Genomic DNA, 15450 nt, shown 5'->3' on the forward strand with positions numbered 1-15450 from the left:
CATCTGCTGCTGTATATCCTAATCCTAAAAAATCATTTTATGGCTACTACCATTGTTAAAAAGAGATTTGATATTGCTATTACCGCTAGTGATAGGATCTTTTCACAGACGTTCGAATTAGATAAGAATATCACTTTCATTAAGGGAATACTATTGACCGCCGATAAAGAAGATCTACTCTACTATAGAGGTTCTCAGCGGATCGAGGTCAACAAACAGGAAATATTTCCGGAGAATTATGAAACAAAACTGTTGATGTGTGGTATAAACGTATCGCCGAACGCCAGGTATTATGTTACTAATATTCCCGTTGGTAATGGATTGGTGAGAATGGAATACAAAGATAGTAATGATACACGCATGACATTTGAATCATATAGGGTGAGCCTTTATTTGGACTGTGAACAGGTGGAGTTATGAGGGAAGAAATAATAGTTCATACCCTGTTAATAACCAGGGCTGGAGAACATCAATATTTCCAACTAAATATTCCAAGGGATGTCATTGCAATTAAAGGAGTTGCCAGTAGTGTCCAGCTAATGCAGGATGTGAAGGCCACAGGAACAGGGCAGGTAGGTTTCTTACAATTTCAGGCCACAGGGAAAGCAAATGGGTGCTATAACACTATATGCAAATTTGAATCTTCCCAGGCACTGAAGTCAGATTTGAGCCTTACAACGTACCAGGCAGGATTTATAAATCCTACTTTATTACAAAAGAATGGAATTGCTCAGCGGGGAATGAACTCACCAGAAACTATTTTCCTTCCCTCGTGTAACTGCTTCTATGCGAATTACAAAGATGTATTAGGAGAAACGCTGGCTAAGGATATAGCATATAGGGTAAGCATAACATTATGGATTCAAGTTAATAGAAAATGACTACAGCAATTGCCCAGCAATATATTGATGGAAGAATGAGGGAGCTAGGTTATGCTAACAGCTATTACATAAGGCTGAGGCACTATGTATTAAGGCCCAGGCAAACCGTTACTATCCAGGCTGATTCACATCTATTTTTGCTCATTAACCCTGCTGTTATGATTCGGGTACAGAGTGCTTTTGGAATATACGACCTCACAGTAGACACAGTTAACGAGTTGCAGTATGAGCACATGGGGAACATCGAAGTGGAGAATTATTCGAATCATAGGCAACACATAGAATTTTTACAGGTAATTATACATCCATAATATGCCACTAATAGAAGAAAAATTTGATCAACAGAAAGTAGATTTCCTTAAACGCTTTCTTCAACGTGAAGCTGATAAAAATCGCCCACGTGATTATGAGATAAAGGTTGACGGTTTTCATATTGTCTCCAGGACCGATGATGTTTCTGAGTTTGATGAATATGAGCAGGAGATAAAAGATTCAACAAGGAATTTGAGCATATTAATTTATGACGGCCCTAATACGAACAGGAATACCCGGTATTCTTTTATTCTAAATGCAGATAATGGCAGCAGGACTAGCACAACGCTAAATGGTTTAGGGGAGATCGACCAGATGATAGCGCAGAAGATGGAAGAGAAGGAACGTGAGTATGAATTGAATAGAATGAGAGAGAAACTGAAAGACTTGCAGGCTCAGCTAACTGAAGCAGAAGAATATGCTGATGTTTTGCAGAATCGTATTAAGGAGATGGAGGATAAACGATATACCAACGCGGTATCGTTAGGAGAAGTAGCCAGTGTTGTGTTAAAGGGGCTGGTACAACAACATGCATCCAAATTGCCAGGCGGAGCGGCATTAGCAGGTTTGTTGGGCGCTGAGGCACCTGTTAATTCCTCACCGGCTACATTGCCTGAAACATCTGTGAGCTTTGAGCGAACCAATGACGATCAACACGATGAAACTACCCGTAACCGGTTATCTCTTATTGCCCAAATGCAGGAGCGATTTAATGAGCAACAAATGATAGCGGTATTTACCATTATGGATGTTCTGGCAAATAATCCTGAAAAAATTGCATCTGTTCTCGCACACCTTGGACATTAAAGAATAGCTCAAACATAATTAATTCATTTTAAGTATTTATTAAATCCATTCCAACATGAAAGAGTATAGTTATAATATCAAGATTAAGGCTTCCAGTGAGAATGAGGCAAAAGATAAGATTTCAGCATTTGCCACCTTAGCGAGTCATTTAACAGCTGCTGAACTTGCAAAAATGGCCCACGTTCTGAAAACGGATGCCAGCAAAACGGCGATAGCTAAGCAATTTTTAGGAGTTTAACTATTGTAAGATGGGAAAAGACGCACTAACAACCCGGGAAAAAATTCAGTATAGCCTCATTGGGATAGTGGTATTAGGCGGGGCATTTATTATTGGAAGGAAAGTAGTGCTCAATAACAGGGCGAATAATGAAGAACAGAAAACCTTTGAGAGTGGGAGTATTCCTGCTTTTGCCAAACAGGTAAAGATGGCCTTTGAAAATGATGGTTGGTGGGGTACGGATGTAGAAGCCTTGCGAGATACTATTCGAAGTATTCCCAGTAAGGAGGATTTCGTGAAGGTAATGAATAGTTATTCACGATTATACAATCGCACCATGATGAGGGATATGCAGGATGAGCTACAGACCACTGAGTATAATGAGCTATTAGCCATTATTGCTGGCAAACCGGATACCCTAAATTCATCGTCTTCTGCTGTGATTGGTCCTACTCAATATCTTTCATGGGCACAGCGTCTCAATGCTGCATTTGACATTCACTATGGCCTTTTCCCGGGAACTGATGAGAGTGCAGTTAAAGCTGTATTCATTGAGATACCATCAAAGGCTGTATACGACCAGGTAGCCGCCATCTACAGGCAGACTTATGGGAATGACCTGGAAAGTGATCTAAGGAGTGAATTGGAATTTTGGGAATATGATCCAATGATGTCTATTATTAGAAGTAAACCGTAATACGAATATTTATGAAAAAAAGCCGGGTAAAAGCTAAAAGTACTTCGGGTGATACGAAGAGGAGGAAAGCGGAAAAGAAGCAGGCGAAAAGTAATATAGTGTTAACTACACTGGTAGTTGCTGCAACCGGGATCTTAGGGTATTTGGGATGGCAGTACCTGCGGAAGAAGAAGAAAACCAGTAGTACATCTGCTGATTTAAATACGATTTTACGACCTACTAATGCGGTTTACCCATCCACAACATCGTATACAGATACACCTGCAACACCGGTATATTTAACGCCTGTTAACACCAGTCAAGGGTCAGGGAAAGCTACAACTTCTTCAACTACATCCCAATCAAATAGCAGCTTTCCATTGAAAAAGGGCAGTAAGGACAATTAGTCAAAGCTCTTCAGCAGGCATTGATTAGTAAATACGGGGTATCCATTTTACCTAAGTATGGTGCAGATGGGGATTTTGGTTCTGAGACAGTCGCTGCTTTGGCAAAAGCTGGTTTACCAGCGGTTATTGATGAAAGTACCTATTACGTTTTTGTACAAGGGAGTAGCAGCGCTACAGATAAATCAGCATTGGCTTCAAAATTTCTTGCAGCGGCCACAACATCTAATTTATCAACGGTTTTAGGCTTGTTAAAGCAAATGAATACAAAAGAGGATTATAAGCAAGTTAGCGCGGCTTTCTCTCAACTACGTCTTCGTGGTGTCCGGCAAACCCTTGTAAATGGACTTTTAAGCAGTTTTAGCAAAGAATCTGACAAGGAACAAATAAGGTATCAATTTATTCGTATGGGTTTGCGATATAATGGAAGTACATGGTCTTTAGATGGTATTGACGGTAGAACGTTAATTACCATTGAGCCTGCGAATGTGTGGATTAATGCGAATGAGAGAATGGAAGTACCTCAGAAGACTGTCTTAGGAGCTGAGGTCACTAAGAAACTGGACTATACACTTTTCGAAAACAAGGGAAGGTACTTCCTGGTAGCCACTAAGTCCATAAAGTACCTATAAGTTTTAGTTAACCCGATATTCTTCACTTTCAAACAGCGTTAAAATGCAGACTATTTTAAATGATGCTCTCCTTCAGAGGGGGTATAAGGTTGCCGTGCGCCCATGGGAGCTAAATATCATCGGTATCAGGCATAATACCAGTATTCCTAATGTCTTTAATGACAGTATTAACCTGCTATTTACAGATAATACGGGAAAGCAGGTTGCTTTCAGTTGGAGGGCTACAACTGATCCCGGTACATATTGGTTACGTAATCCATCCAATGAACAGGGAACGGCCATTCTTAAACCTGGTCAATATCCAGGTAGCCATGGATTGGGGATGCACAGGGGGAAGTACCTGGCACTGGTCCAGATAAAGCCAGTAACTGTTATACGGGATTTTAACCGGGATGGGAAACCTGATTATAATTCAGGCCGGGAACAGACCGGCCTTTTTGGGATCAATATTCATAGGGCACTTGCCAATGGAACGACGAAGTATATTGATCAGTATTCGGCTGGTTGCCAGGTGTTTTCTAATGCTGATGACTTCTCGGTATTTCTCCAATTAGCAGAAAGGCACCGCGCACTTTACAATAATTCGTTTACCTACACTCTTTTATCTGGCCTGCCGGATGGTAGCCTGCCCCTATTTGATGGCGATGGTAAGTCTATCATAAAAAAAAATTAATGATCAGTATTGCAGGATTACTATTTGCCGGCGGCATATCACTGGCCACATATAAACTCATAAAATACAATAGCACATGAGAGATATGAAGAATTTCATCCTTCAATTACTGAAGGATAAGAATGGAAGCTATAGCCTGAGAGAATTGGTTATCGGAACATTGTTGCTGGCCCTGATTATTAGTTGGATTGGACAGCAGTTCCTTGGAAAGGATATTCCCGAAGCGATGTTCTTTACGTTTGCCAGTTTAATTGGCACAGGAACCTTTGGATATTCCCTGGAGAGGAAAAGTACTGATTCCAATAAAAATATTTAGACCTCATTTTTAACCCAATAAGTATAAAACATATTTCATGAAAAAAATAATAGTAGAACTGTTTGTTATTTCTTTAATCGCTGTAATGGCTTATTATTTCTTAAAACCTTTATTTATAGGAAATTCTCAAAAATTATCGGTAAGGGTCGAGGAACCGATTGTGTTCCTGGATAAAATTCATGAATCCGAGAAGTACTTCATCGGTAAAATTGATTCTTTAAAGCGGGTGAATGCAGACCTAAATCAGAATATTATCAAAACTCGTAGTTCATTGACTGCTGTAAAAGTTGAAAATGCATCATTAAGACAATCTATTGATGATTTACTATCTGTTCACTATACCGAAACAGATACCTCGGCAATCATTAGTAATTGTGATAGCCTGGCTGTAGCATTTGTGAATTTTAAAGCGATTGACCAGCTTAAAGATAGTTTGTATGACTCAATGGTTATTGACCTTCAGTCACAGGTTTCTATAAAAGACAGTATGATTTCCCTGCAGAAAGACGAATGTGATACCCTCAGGAATAATCTTACAAGTATTGCCTACCAACATCAGCAGCTATTAACGGAAAATACCCAGCAGCGGGAAATGATCAAAAAGCACCGAAAGGGTAAAAGGTTGCTTGGTGGCATTCTTGCGGTTATCACAGGTGTTCTTGTTGTAGTAGCAATTCATTAATGCATATGGAAAATAAAGAAAGGGCTGTTATAGCTACCAGTACTTTAATCAGCTCATTAGCCTTTTACTGGTATGCACAAGCAAACAGGAAGTCAGAGGTACCTTATTTGCTTATAGGTGGTTTTGTTGGGGCAATGGCAGCGGAATTAATACTCATTAAAATCGATAAAAGGAGTTAATTATGAGTGTGCAGATTTATAGTTATGGGGCATTTATCCGGATGGTAACTAATGATAGTGTGCTTTTAATAGCCAAAGATCAAATAAAAACTGTAGAAACTGTCAGGGATGACACTATCAAAATCAGTTTTGGCGAGAGTACTTTAGGCGATCTGTTTATAAAATTGGTGGATGTGACTGCACCGTCAGGGATTGTTGATATAGCTGCTTTGAGAGATGTCGTAGCTCATATGCTTGATTATTCTAACGGTTATGAGGAATTGGCCTTGAATAAGCAGCAGCTAGGAATAGACCAGCTTATAGAGATTAAACAGGTTTTAAATCTGTGGCATAATACCCAGCAGATAGATCTTAATTTCCAACAATTGCAGGTAAATGCGTTAATCGCTATTGGTAACCGGTTATTGGAGGAAAAGGAAAGCAGCCAGCAACTGCTAACCAGTATGCAGGATCAGACATTGTCAGTTAAGGAGCAGACAGTGAAAATTTCATCGCTTGCTGAAAAGGTATCTGATATAAAGTCCGGAGAGGATGAATTGTTGACCAAGCAAGATGCAATTATCTCCCTCATTGGTGCCCATTCCATCATGTTTACTTCCATGGTTGAGAAGTTGGGTGTAATCAGTACAACAGATCAAAGCCTATTAAATAAGCAAGACAGTTTAACTGGTGTGTTGACGGATACTAAAGTGATAACCGGGCAAGTTCAGACTACCCTCGCTGATATTCTAAATGAGTTGAAATCTCAAACTAATAAGTTGTCGACGATGGATACAACATTGAATGACTTACGTAGCCAGCATACCAGTTTGATAAGTAAGCAGGATACGCAAAATCAACTGCTGGTTGATATCAAGCAATTGTTGGCCAATGCAAATTCACATTAGGTGAGTTTAAACTGAGGTTTTTGAAGAAAAACCTCAGTTTTTGATGTAGTACATGTTGAAAAAAAGCCCGGATATGGTGGTGTTTTATTGCATTTAATATTCTATTATGCCTCTAAAAGATAATGTAAAAACAATTGAACCCGGATACATCGGTGAAGAGATCAAGTTTATCAAAAGATATTTTGATATGCATGGAAAAATTAGGACTAAGAAGTATATTCTTAATTTTCTTAATTCTTTACAAAAAGCCATTATAGAGAAGAGAATTAGAAAAGTATCTAACTATGCTAAACAAATCGTCTATATCCAGGATAATCTTATTAGGGTATATAATTCAATGAAGGAAACAATTGAAGTAAATATAAAGAAAGAACGGCTTGAAGAATTTCGTATGATCTTAGATTCAGAGAAAGTTTATTTTCCGATTTCCTATATTAGGAAATACATTTCATTACAAGGTAAAGAAATAACCAGGGAAAAGGCAAAATATTTATTGGATACTATTGACGAAGCAATAACTAGAAGGGAGATCCCAGTAAATGATCCATATATGAATAGGATTAGGCTTCTCCGAAATAATCTAATAAAATTTTTAGGTCACAAGGTAAAGTTAGATCCGCTTCCGATTCAACGAGCTACCTTATCTGGCTGGAACGACGCTCTAAATAAACATAGTCAGGATAGTATATCGGTTGAATTATCCGGGGGAGTGGAGGGGAATGTATTGCCTGACGGAATTATGAATAGTATGGATTTTGCAAAGTTGAATTTTAAAACATTAGGGTTTGATGGTAAATGGCTTGAATTTATAGGAGATCCTGCTCAAAATTTTAGTGTCATGATATTTGGTAAGCCTAAACTTGGGAAAAGTCATTTAGCATTAGATTTTGCTGGTTATTTAGCGAGGAATTTTGGTCTCACATTATATGTAGCTAATGAAGAAAAGCTTAATCGTACCTTGCAGGAGAAAGTAGACAGCGTTAAGCATCCGAATTTGATTGTTTCGGGTAAATTACCTGATGACTTATCTCCTTATGCAAATGTTTTCCTGGATAGTGTTACTTATCTTGGTCTGAAACCTGACGATTTGAAGGTATTACGCGAAAGGTATCCTGATAAATCATTTATTTTCATATTCCAGGCAACTAAACAGGGTAGTTTTAGAGGAGAAAATTCATTCCAGCATGATGTTGACATCGTAATTGAGGTTCCTGAAAAAGGCCGTGCAGTGCAAATGGGTCGGTATAACCAGGGGGGAGAAATGAATATCTTTGATGCCGATATAAAGTATTAAATTAAATGCATTGATCGATAATTATTTGTATGGTTTGGAATGATAGGCGAATTATTTTCGATATGAATGCCTAGTGAATTAAAATTGAAATAGTTGAGATTTAATCCAACAGATTATGCTGAGTAGATTTGGCTTGATCTGACGCTTGTTTGAATCTTTATTTCTTTTGGAATTCCCTCCCAAATCCCAAAGGGGATTTCAAAAGAAATAAATGATTCGGAGTTCATCTGACAATGTTTAAAATGACAGATGATTTGAAACTGTAAGGATAAATAGAGACTGTAAAATTTCCTGTGTTAATGGCCTATGGCAGTGAATTATCTCAATAGGCCCAAAAACCGGGGAAGGCGCTGCTGCCGCGCCATTCCCCCTTCCCCATCCCGGCAGGGTTTCAAACAATGGGGAAGGAGTTTACACAAAATATTTTACACTCCCGATAAATAATAGCAATTACAATTAAATCATACTGCTCTGTATTTAATACCACTTCAATGTTTGTTACCTGTAGAATTTCCCTATCATCTTCGTCATGCAAATAATATTAAGCATAGGTTTTCCATCCTCGATTTGTACTGCTATCACGTCAATATTACCAACTTTTAAAAATATAGACTTGGAAATACTTATATTGTAAAGACAATACTAACAAAAATATAACTAAATGTTGTTCCTGTAAAATATTGCATAATTGGAGCGGTTTCTCGATTTATAACGTTATAGGGATTGTCATTGAATTCATAACAGTATCTACTACAAGCTGCCCTTTAGTCTTCTGCGCATGATGATTTGTACACGGTAAGGTCAAATTATCCGTTTAATGTTTATTTACTGATCAATAAGGTTCCATATGGTCATATTCATAAATTGGTAATCCCAAACTATACATTCAAATGCACATCTTTATCTAACCTCCCTTTTACTGCTTCAGAGATTTTTGCCTCTTCTGTTGACTCATAAATTTTCTTCTTTATTCACATTGAACGTAATAAATTATATTTTCTGACTATTAGAGAAAAATGGAATTGATTAATCTGTTACATGTTTACCAATTTATATGTTTTATTACAACCTTAGTTTAAACGGTTTTGGTAATATTATCTACCTTATCCAGTAAGGAAATATTTTCGCCCACCATAAATTGCAGTAGCATTTTAAATGGAAGTTAATTGGTCATTTTTAACCAAAAACCACTCCAAATAGATATTTACCTTAAAAAATACAAACTAGTTGGTATTTCTCTTTTGCAAACAGATATTTACCTTTGCCTAAGAAAAGAAAAAACCACAACAGAACTTATATTTCCACCCACATACAATCCCAAAATCAATTATGAAAAAATTACTAAGACCAAAAGCTAGTGTTCTATTATTAGCTCTCTCTCTCATCTTTGCCAGTTGTAGTGAGGTACGCCTAATTGGTGCGTATGATGAACGTACAGACGAAACAATACAAACGATTGCAAAAGAATTATCCACCGTTTTTGTGGAAATTGATAAGAAAATTGATAATGGTGAAGATTGGTCTTATAAAAACTTTGAGAAATCTTATACCGAGATTGAATCCGACTTGAAAGTACTAGCTATTCGTGTTAGTGGATTACCCAAATACAAAATTATACAACAGCAAGTGGACTTGCTTACAACATCAGTAAAAAGCCTGGAAAAGGATCATGCTACAGGATTTGGAAATAAAAATGCTAGTGTGGAAGCTTTAAAAAAAGCTATTGCAGTAGATGAATCTGGCCTTCAGGTTTCCCTATCCAGCATGCTTAAGCTCCAGCATGGTCTAAAAAGAGAAAAATAATCAAACCCCAATTCCGTAAGTAATCAAACTATCTATTATGGCAACTACATTAGACTTTTCAGAGATCCTTGCAAAAATGCTAGAGGCAGCAGAAGGTGCTCTCTCCGACAAATGGCCAGACATCAGAGACCTCGCAATCTCTTCAACAAAGACATTAGCACAGAATATAATTGATATAGAAGATTTAATAATAAGTGGCGTGATCTCAAAAGAACAGGCCCGTTTAAAACTCGATATCCAAAAGAATGCATTCAAAATAATGCTTCTTTCAGAACAAGGCCTGGGTATTCTAGCGGTTGAGGGCGCACTCAATGCGATGCTCTCAGTAGTGAAAGATGTGGTGAATACTGCAATCGGCTTTATTCTTCTTTAATTTTTCCATACAAAATTAAACATCGCAATGGCTAACTATAAATGTTGCAGCTGCAATAATACCTTGTCCACACAAGGACCAATTAATTCAATGATCAGTTATAGCGGAGGTAATCTTAGTTCCCCTATAAAATTGGATACCAAAAATCTTTCAGTGGACAATGACTCCTTAAATAAGGTATTCCCCAAGTTTCCAGGTAATGATTTCTCCATAAGATCAGCAGAAAAACTAACAGGAAGTCTGAATACCTTTTCGTTTAAAGCAGATATCCAAACTTCTCAAACACATGGAACTAATAACTATAGCCAAAGCGTGACTATTCACTGTGACAATTGTGGTTCATTTTGTAACTATAATATTTAACTATGATAGAGGGGAATAAAGAGCCTGATAAGAATCAAATATCTGACATACAGGGCACAGTCATAAAAGGAGAAATTCCTGAAGATAGCAGACCTATTGATAAATGGACTTGGTTTAAGCTATCAAGGACATGGGTAACCGGTTCTGAGGAACGTATCAAAGGTCAAGTCGATAGATTACAAAGTTCTATCAGCTGGTTCTTCGGCTTAGGTTCTTCTGCAGCTATTCTAGGATTATTCTTAAAGTCGCCGCAAATGAATCTGAAGTTTAGCTTACTACTTTGTATTACAATACTATCTTTACTAGTCGCCTATGCTTGTGCGACTCTTGCCATCACAGCCATAAACAGAAGTGTTGAAGAGCCTAATATAGATTCTAATATCCGGAAGGCATTTAATAAAACGAATAAACAGTCCAAACGATTGATTATTGCGTCGTCTAGCCTCTTTATAATAGGTCTGTCGGTTTTCCCATTTGCATTACTAAGCTCAATAGAGAAGAAGGATCCCCCGCCTGTCGAAACTAAGTTTGCTGATATATCGGCGAGATTAATTTTAAAAAAAGAAGGTAATTCTGATACATTGGTCTTTATTACAGGGATAGATGTTTCAGGCTTTACACCTGACAGCAGCATGCTTAAATTCAAATTGGAAAATGGGGGTAATAGCTATAGTGCTGTGGTGATTGACAGTTTTAAGCATGTTATTAATCATGGGAAATTTGATTACACTATAATGCTGGAAAATAAAAGGAAATTCAATGAAAATTCAAAATATTATTTAAATTTAATATATAGATACAAGGAGGATTCACTTTGTAATAAGAAGGTTCTTATTCAACGATGAAGTTTACTGGATATTGATTTGCAAAAATAGATACTCGTTTAAGCCGCATGCTTGAAGAAGGAATTTCCTAATAGCTTATATAGCTAAACCATCTCTCAAATAAAAGTTTACAACACTGAAAATTATTCGCCAGCTGCCCTCAGAAATACTATGTCCATCAGCATTTCTTCTTACTTTTGCACTTATCTTTCTATACTATTTACTGGTGGAAATATAGACGGGTATCTGGGAGCGTGAGAATAAGGTCTCACTATTCAACGTCTCCCTGAATGCTTATGTCGGCCTGTATGGTGGCCATGAATTCGTGAAAGGAGTCAGCGATAGACTTTACCTGATTATATTCATTGTTTAGTTCTGTCATGTACAATTTAATTAAGTATGAATTATTATTTTAAGGAACAAGCAATGGACTCACGTTTGAAATTTACATCAAGGGAAAAGTTATTTTGAAATAACAAAGCACGTGCAAAGGAAGGTTCTATGCAAATGCTTTGTTATTAGAGTGATAACGCGATTATATTTTTTTTAACCACATTATCATTGCTTGAAGAATTTCTATTGATTTTACTATCGCAGCTCTTTCTGGAATACGGTAGTGATTCTGGAAGCTCTTGAAGGCAATTCCGCTGGTTTTTTTTGAACTGAAAAGTCGAATTATAAAACGCATAATTTCAGTTTCCTCTCTAATGCTAACATTATCTCCGCATCGGACAAAAGCCGATGTCAAGGTAGCTATGACTGAAACTGCTATATTCAGTTTGAATTTTTGTTTCTGAATGGGTTTGTCAACAGCCGCATTATCAGGAGAAAAAGCTATAAATCGACGATCAATAAACTGTTTTAGGCTTTGCACTACAGATAAAAGGTGATGTGTTAGTGACATGGTAAGAGAATCTTTTCCCGTATTCATTTCAATGCTGGAAAGACATTCATTCAGACAGTTTTCCAGATATGACAACACCCGTGAATAAGAGGAAACGTAGTTCTCAACACCTTGACATGACAATAAATGTACAGCCTGCATAAATATCTCTACCTGGATTTCTTTTTCATACGTATTTATTTTGGTTATCTGATACTCATATTCCTGCTGGGTTATCTGTAAAGCATCTTTAATGCTAATATCACAGACAAGTTCCGAAAGTAGGAGTAGAGGGTTTACAGCGTCCGACATATCTGTTTTTAGTTTCGTCCTGAGCGGGCATTAGTTCACTCAAGAAATGTTAGATACACCTGGGGTGGTCGCTAATTGGGTTATTGTAAAAATAGTTTTCAGAACGGATGTTTTTTTATCCACTTTAGCTAATTCTCAAAATTTGAGATGTCATTTTGTTCATTGTTACAATAAAATTTAAGTATTGCGATTTAATTGATAATTAGGAAATCAAAAAAGTTATTTATGAAATCCATTGTTGATTTGGACCAGGTAATTGATAATAAGATGGTCAATGTAAAATCCTCATTGTCGATGTCCAGGTGGCCAATAGATGATTTACCACATCAGAAATTAATAAATCACGGTCCGTCTTCCTTGACAGATACAGAACTGTTAGCCCTAGTTATCGGCACCGGTTCTAAAGGGAATAACGTAAATAATATTGCAAAGGAATTACTTGCAAAAGCCTCTTACAGCCTCAGTGAGCTAGCGAAATTTAATGTGAACCAGTTTAAGAGAATTAGAGGTATAGGAGACATAAAAGCTGCCGAATTAGCAGCGGTAATGGAATTAGGAAGACGTAGGCAGGCAGGACTTCTATTGTCGAAAAAAGTCATTACAAATACCATTGATGCTGTGCTATACTTCAAGCCTATATTAGGGGATCAATCCTACGAATCATTTCATGTGTTGTATATGAATCATGGGCAAAGGGTTTTAAAACACAGTGTTTTAGCCAAGGGAGGTATTGCTAATGTTTCGTCAGATACAAGAATGATACTTCGAGAAGCATTGGAAATTGGAGCATCCAAGTTAATCCTTTGTCATAATCACCCTTCCGGGAATTTAAATCCTAGTTCCGCGGATAAATATTTTACGGAGAAAATTGTGAAGGCGGCGAGTCTTATGGATATTGCCGTAATTGACCATATTATCGTTTCAGAGGTCGGATTTTACAGTCTGGCAGATGAAGGATCGCTTAATTGATGGATTGTAAAAAATAGTCGATCGACTATTTTTTACATTTTTCGACATTTTTCTACATAATATGACATTTTTAGACTTAAAGCTGCACAATTGGAATATCAGTTTTAGGGGATGGCTGAACTTTGCTTTAAAATCTGACATATGATTAAACAGCAAGAATTAGTTACTATGCGTGCAATTGCAATTTGCTTCAAGCCGTATCTGAAACCGGAAGAAGCAATGATTTTTTGTAATCTTGGCCGTACACAGTTTGCCAAGAAGTGCGAAGAGTTTGGCGTGTTTAAAAATGAAAATGGATACTTTAAAAGGGAGGACGTTGAAAAAATGCTGGAGGGTGAAAAGGCAACAGTGATGGAATTGCCGAAAAAGAGGAGGAGATAATTTTTGTTTTGCATTTAAAAGGAATGGCTGTCCGTTTTGGACAGCCATTCCTTTTTGTTATTGGCATCAATTTATTCTTCAGCTTCCTCATCTGGTAAGTGAAGAAAATATTTATTAATATCTACAGATGGCAATTTCATGATGGTTTGCAGCTGGTCTTTAGCCCGGTGTCTTTTATAGGTTTTATTGACCTGTTTGGGTGTCGCATGACCCATTAAGGTTGCGATAGTCACCTCATCTACTAGGGCATCTCTTAGCAGTATAGCAAAAGATAAGCGGGCACATGACCAGGTAATATGTTTTGATATTTTTGCAGCTGCGATCCATTTTTCAAGTACTTTGTTACAACCATTCCGACCAAGAAGTTGAAATAGCTTTTTATTACCTGGTGTACTACCTCTTTTCCTTCTTTGTATTTTTATTATAGCCTGGGCTATAGGATGCAGGGTTAAAGTAACTGGTAAACCTGTTTTCTTTTGTATGATCCTGGTAGTAAGAACGTCTTCATTTACGTCATCATTCCTAACACGCTCAACATCGACCCATCTCAGCCCTGTGTAGCAGCAGAAGATAAATGCAAATTTTATTTCCTCGTTTAAGCAAGGTGTTTTAACCAGTGTTAAATATTCTTCCACCTCAAGGTTTTCCTTTAACGTCGCGCTGGGATTGGGTATAGCTGCAACTTCGTCTGTGGGATTCACCTGGAAATATTTATCTTTAGTCGCTGCGTTTAATACCCACTTAAATCTTGCATAATATCCCTGGGGAGTTTCCCCCTTAAATTTGGCTAAAAGGAATTTTCTAAATTCTTTGCATAGGTTTTCCGTAATATCAACTGGCGAAACGAAGCTGCGCCCTACAAATTCTTTAAATTGTTTAAAGCTGTTCTGTAAAGCCCTGTTACCATCGGTCTTATTTTTATCTACATATTCCGCGTAGTATTCCAGGAAATTCCCCTTAAACTTATGGGGTGGAATATAGGCGGTACCTATTGACTGCTGTTCGATGATATTCTGGCTTTTCTTTACTTCTAGTAAATCTAAAGCTTGTTTATTATGGTTTTTTTCAGCCTGGGTTTTAGGTTTTGAATAAATAAAAATTCCCGTTGAAGGTCGTTGGCCAGCTTTGCGACCATAGTCATAATAGAAAGTGATTTTATCCCCTTTGCTATTTGTGCGTTTTATGATATTCATATGGTTGTGGCTTTTGGGTTATAGGGAATATTGCTCAATGTATATGCCGTGCCAAAGGGATGCAGCGGTATTCCGGTCATTAGCGAGGGTGCAACTACAAAAAAGAGAATAAGAGAGAAAAAGGGGAGGAAAGAAATTTTTATGGGAATTCTTGTCAGGACTGACAGATTTTCCGGGATAAAACTGCCAAAACAGAAATCATAATCCAGGCATTTACTATAATCGTTGCAGATAGCTGTAAATCCTGAAGGTACGATGATAAGAGGATGTTCTTCAGAGAGTTTCGGGTGTGGAATTGCTAGAGAAGTACCACAAATTTTGTGTGTCATTCTGTGTGTCAATTATGTGTCAATAATAGTGGTAGAATGCGTTAAAACCTATGAATTATT

At 37.4% G+C, this 15450-nt stretch carries 22 protein-coding genes; 19 read left to right on the forward strand and 3 right to left on the reverse strand.

Features of this window, described 5'->3' with window-relative positions; genetic code table 11:
* Positions 1-39: 39 nt before the first annotated feature.
* The 17 genes from QQL36_RS17895 (at position 40) to QQL36_RS17975 (ending at position 11344) form a co-directional block, all read left to right on the forward strand.
* Positions 40-420, forward strand: coding sequence for a hypothetical protein (locus QQL36_RS17895; protein ID WP_321570503.1), 381 nt, complete (start codon positions 40-42; stop codon positions 418-420).
* Positions 417-881 (forward strand): hypothetical protein, encoded by a 465-nt coding sequence (locus QQL36_RS17900; protein ID WP_321570504.1) that lies wholly within the window; start codon positions 417-419, stop codon positions 879-881. The genes QQL36_RS17895 and QQL36_RS17900 overlap by 4 nt, the downstream gene beginning before the upstream one ends.
* Entirely contained in the window at positions 878-1192 is a 315-nt protein-coding gene (locus tag QQL36_RS17905; protein WP_321570505.1) for a hypothetical protein, read from the forward strand. Before QQL36_RS17900 ends, QQL36_RS17905 begins: the two co-directional genes overlap by 4 nt.
* Before the next feature lies 1 nt (position 1193).
* On the forward strand, positions 1194-2000 hold the full coding sequence (locus QQL36_RS17910) for a hypothetical protein (RefSeq protein WP_321570506.1): 807 nt from the start codon (positions 1194-1196) through the stop codon (positions 1998-2000).
* Positions 2001-2055: 55 nt separating this feature from the next.
* On the forward strand, positions 2056-2238 hold the full coding sequence (locus tag QQL36_RS17915) for a hypothetical protein (protein ID WP_146971330.1): 183 nt from the start codon (positions 2056-2058) through the stop codon (positions 2236-2238).
* 10 nt (positions 2239-2248) lie between these two features.
* Positions 2249-2914: a hypothetical protein gene (locus QQL36_RS17920; protein WP_321570507.1), complete on the forward strand. Its 666-nt coding sequence runs from the start codon at positions 2249-2251 to the stop codon at positions 2912-2914.
* Between the two features lie 11 nt (positions 2915-2925).
* Positions 2926-3300, forward strand: a complete 375-nt coding sequence (locus QQL36_RS17925; RefSeq protein WP_321570508.1) for a hypothetical protein — start codon at positions 2926-2928, stop codon at positions 3298-3300.
* A gap of 20 nt (positions 3301-3320) precedes the next feature.
* The gene (locus QQL36_RS17930) at positions 3321-3929 is read left to right on the forward strand and encodes a hypothetical protein (protein ID WP_321570509.1); all 609 of its coding nucleotides are present in this window, start codon (positions 3321-3323) and stop codon (positions 3927-3929) included.
* A 43-nt stretch (positions 3930-3972) separates the two neighbouring features.
* Positions 3973-4602 (forward strand): hypothetical protein, encoded by a 630-nt coding sequence (locus tag QQL36_RS17935; protein WP_321570510.1) that lies wholly within the window; start codon positions 3973-3975, stop codon positions 4600-4602.
* Positions 4603-4678: 76 nt separating this feature from the next.
* Positions 4679-4918 (forward strand): hypothetical protein, encoded by a 240-nt coding sequence (locus QQL36_RS17940; RefSeq protein ID WP_321567402.1) that lies wholly within the window; start codon positions 4679-4681, stop codon positions 4916-4918.
* Positions 4919-4955: 37 nt separating this feature from the next.
* Entirely contained in the window at positions 4956-5600 is a 645-nt protein-coding gene (locus QQL36_RS17945) for a hypothetical protein (protein ID WP_321570511.1), read from the forward strand.
* A gap of 5 nt (positions 5601-5605) precedes the next feature.
* Positions 5606-5779 (forward strand): hypothetical protein, encoded by a 174-nt coding sequence (locus QQL36_RS17950; protein WP_321570512.1) that lies wholly within the window; start codon positions 5606-5608, stop codon positions 5777-5779.
* A 2-nt stretch (positions 5780-5781) separates the two neighbouring features.
* Positions 5782-6666: a hypothetical protein gene (locus QQL36_RS17955; protein ID WP_321570513.1), complete on the forward strand. Its 885-nt coding sequence runs from the start codon at positions 5782-5784 to the stop codon at positions 6664-6666.
* 106 nt (positions 6667-6772) lie between these two features.
* Positions 6773-7960 (forward strand): hypothetical protein, encoded by a 1188-nt coding sequence (locus QQL36_RS17960; protein ID WP_321570514.1) that lies wholly within the window; start codon positions 6773-6775, stop codon positions 7958-7960.
* A gap of 1329 nt (positions 7961-9289) precedes the next feature.
* Positions 9290-9763: a hypothetical protein gene (locus QQL36_RS17965; RefSeq protein ID WP_321570515.1), complete on the forward strand. Its 474-nt coding sequence runs from the start codon at positions 9290-9292 to the stop codon at positions 9761-9763.
* A gap of 37 nt (positions 9764-9800) precedes the next feature.
* Positions 9801-10136 (forward strand): hypothetical protein, encoded by a 336-nt coding sequence (locus QQL36_RS17970; protein ID WP_321570516.1) that lies wholly within the window; start codon positions 9801-9803, stop codon positions 10134-10136.
* 365 nt (positions 10137-10501) lie between these two features.
* Positions 10502-11344, forward strand: coding sequence for a hypothetical protein (locus tag QQL36_RS17975; protein ID WP_321570517.1), 843 nt, complete (start codon positions 10502-10504; stop codon positions 11342-11344).
* Positions 11345-11858: 514 nt separating this feature from the next.
* On the opposite strand, the gene QQL36_RS17980 is transcribed toward QQL36_RS17975, so the two are convergent.
* On the reverse strand, positions 11859-12518 hold the full coding sequence (locus tag QQL36_RS17980; protein WP_321570518.1) for a hypothetical protein: 660 nt from the start codon (positions 12516-12518) through the stop codon (positions 11859-11861).
* Positions 12519-12743: 225 nt separating this feature from the next.
* Here QQL36_RS17980 and radC point away from each other — a divergent pair, with 225 nt between their 5' ends.
* Positions 12744-13487 carry a RadC family protein gene (gene radC / locus QQL36_RS17985; protein ID WP_321570519.1) on the forward strand — a complete coding sequence of 248 codons (744 nt, stop codon included), beginning with the start codon at positions 12744-12746 and terminating at the stop codon, positions 13485-13487.
* Positions 13488-13628: 141 nt separating this feature from the next.
* A complete protein-coding gene (locus QQL36_RS17990) occupies positions 13629-13868 on the forward strand; it encodes a hypothetical protein (RefSeq protein WP_321570520.1) in 240 nt (79 codons plus the stop codon).
* Between the two features lie 71 nt (positions 13869-13939).
* On the opposite strand, the gene QQL36_RS17995 is transcribed toward QQL36_RS17990, so the two are convergent.
* Both QQL36_RS17995 and QQL36_RS18000 read right to left on the reverse strand, forming a co-directional pair.
* The gene (locus QQL36_RS17995; RefSeq protein WP_321570521.1) at positions 13940-15061 is read right to left on the reverse strand and encodes a site-specific integrase; all 1122 of its coding nucleotides are present in this window, start codon (positions 15059-15061) and stop codon (positions 13940-13942) included.
* Positions 15058-15390, reverse strand: a complete 333-nt coding sequence (locus tag QQL36_RS18000; protein ID WP_321570522.1) for a hypothetical protein — start codon at positions 15388-15390, stop codon at positions 15058-15060. The genes QQL36_RS17995 and QQL36_RS18000 overlap by 4 nt, the downstream gene beginning before the upstream one ends.
* Positions 15391-15450 lie beyond the last annotated feature (60 nt).

Source organism: Chitinophaga sp. LS1 (assembly GCF_034274695.1).
GTDB lineage: Bacteria > Bacteroidota > Bacteroidia > Chitinophagales > Chitinophagaceae > Chitinophaga.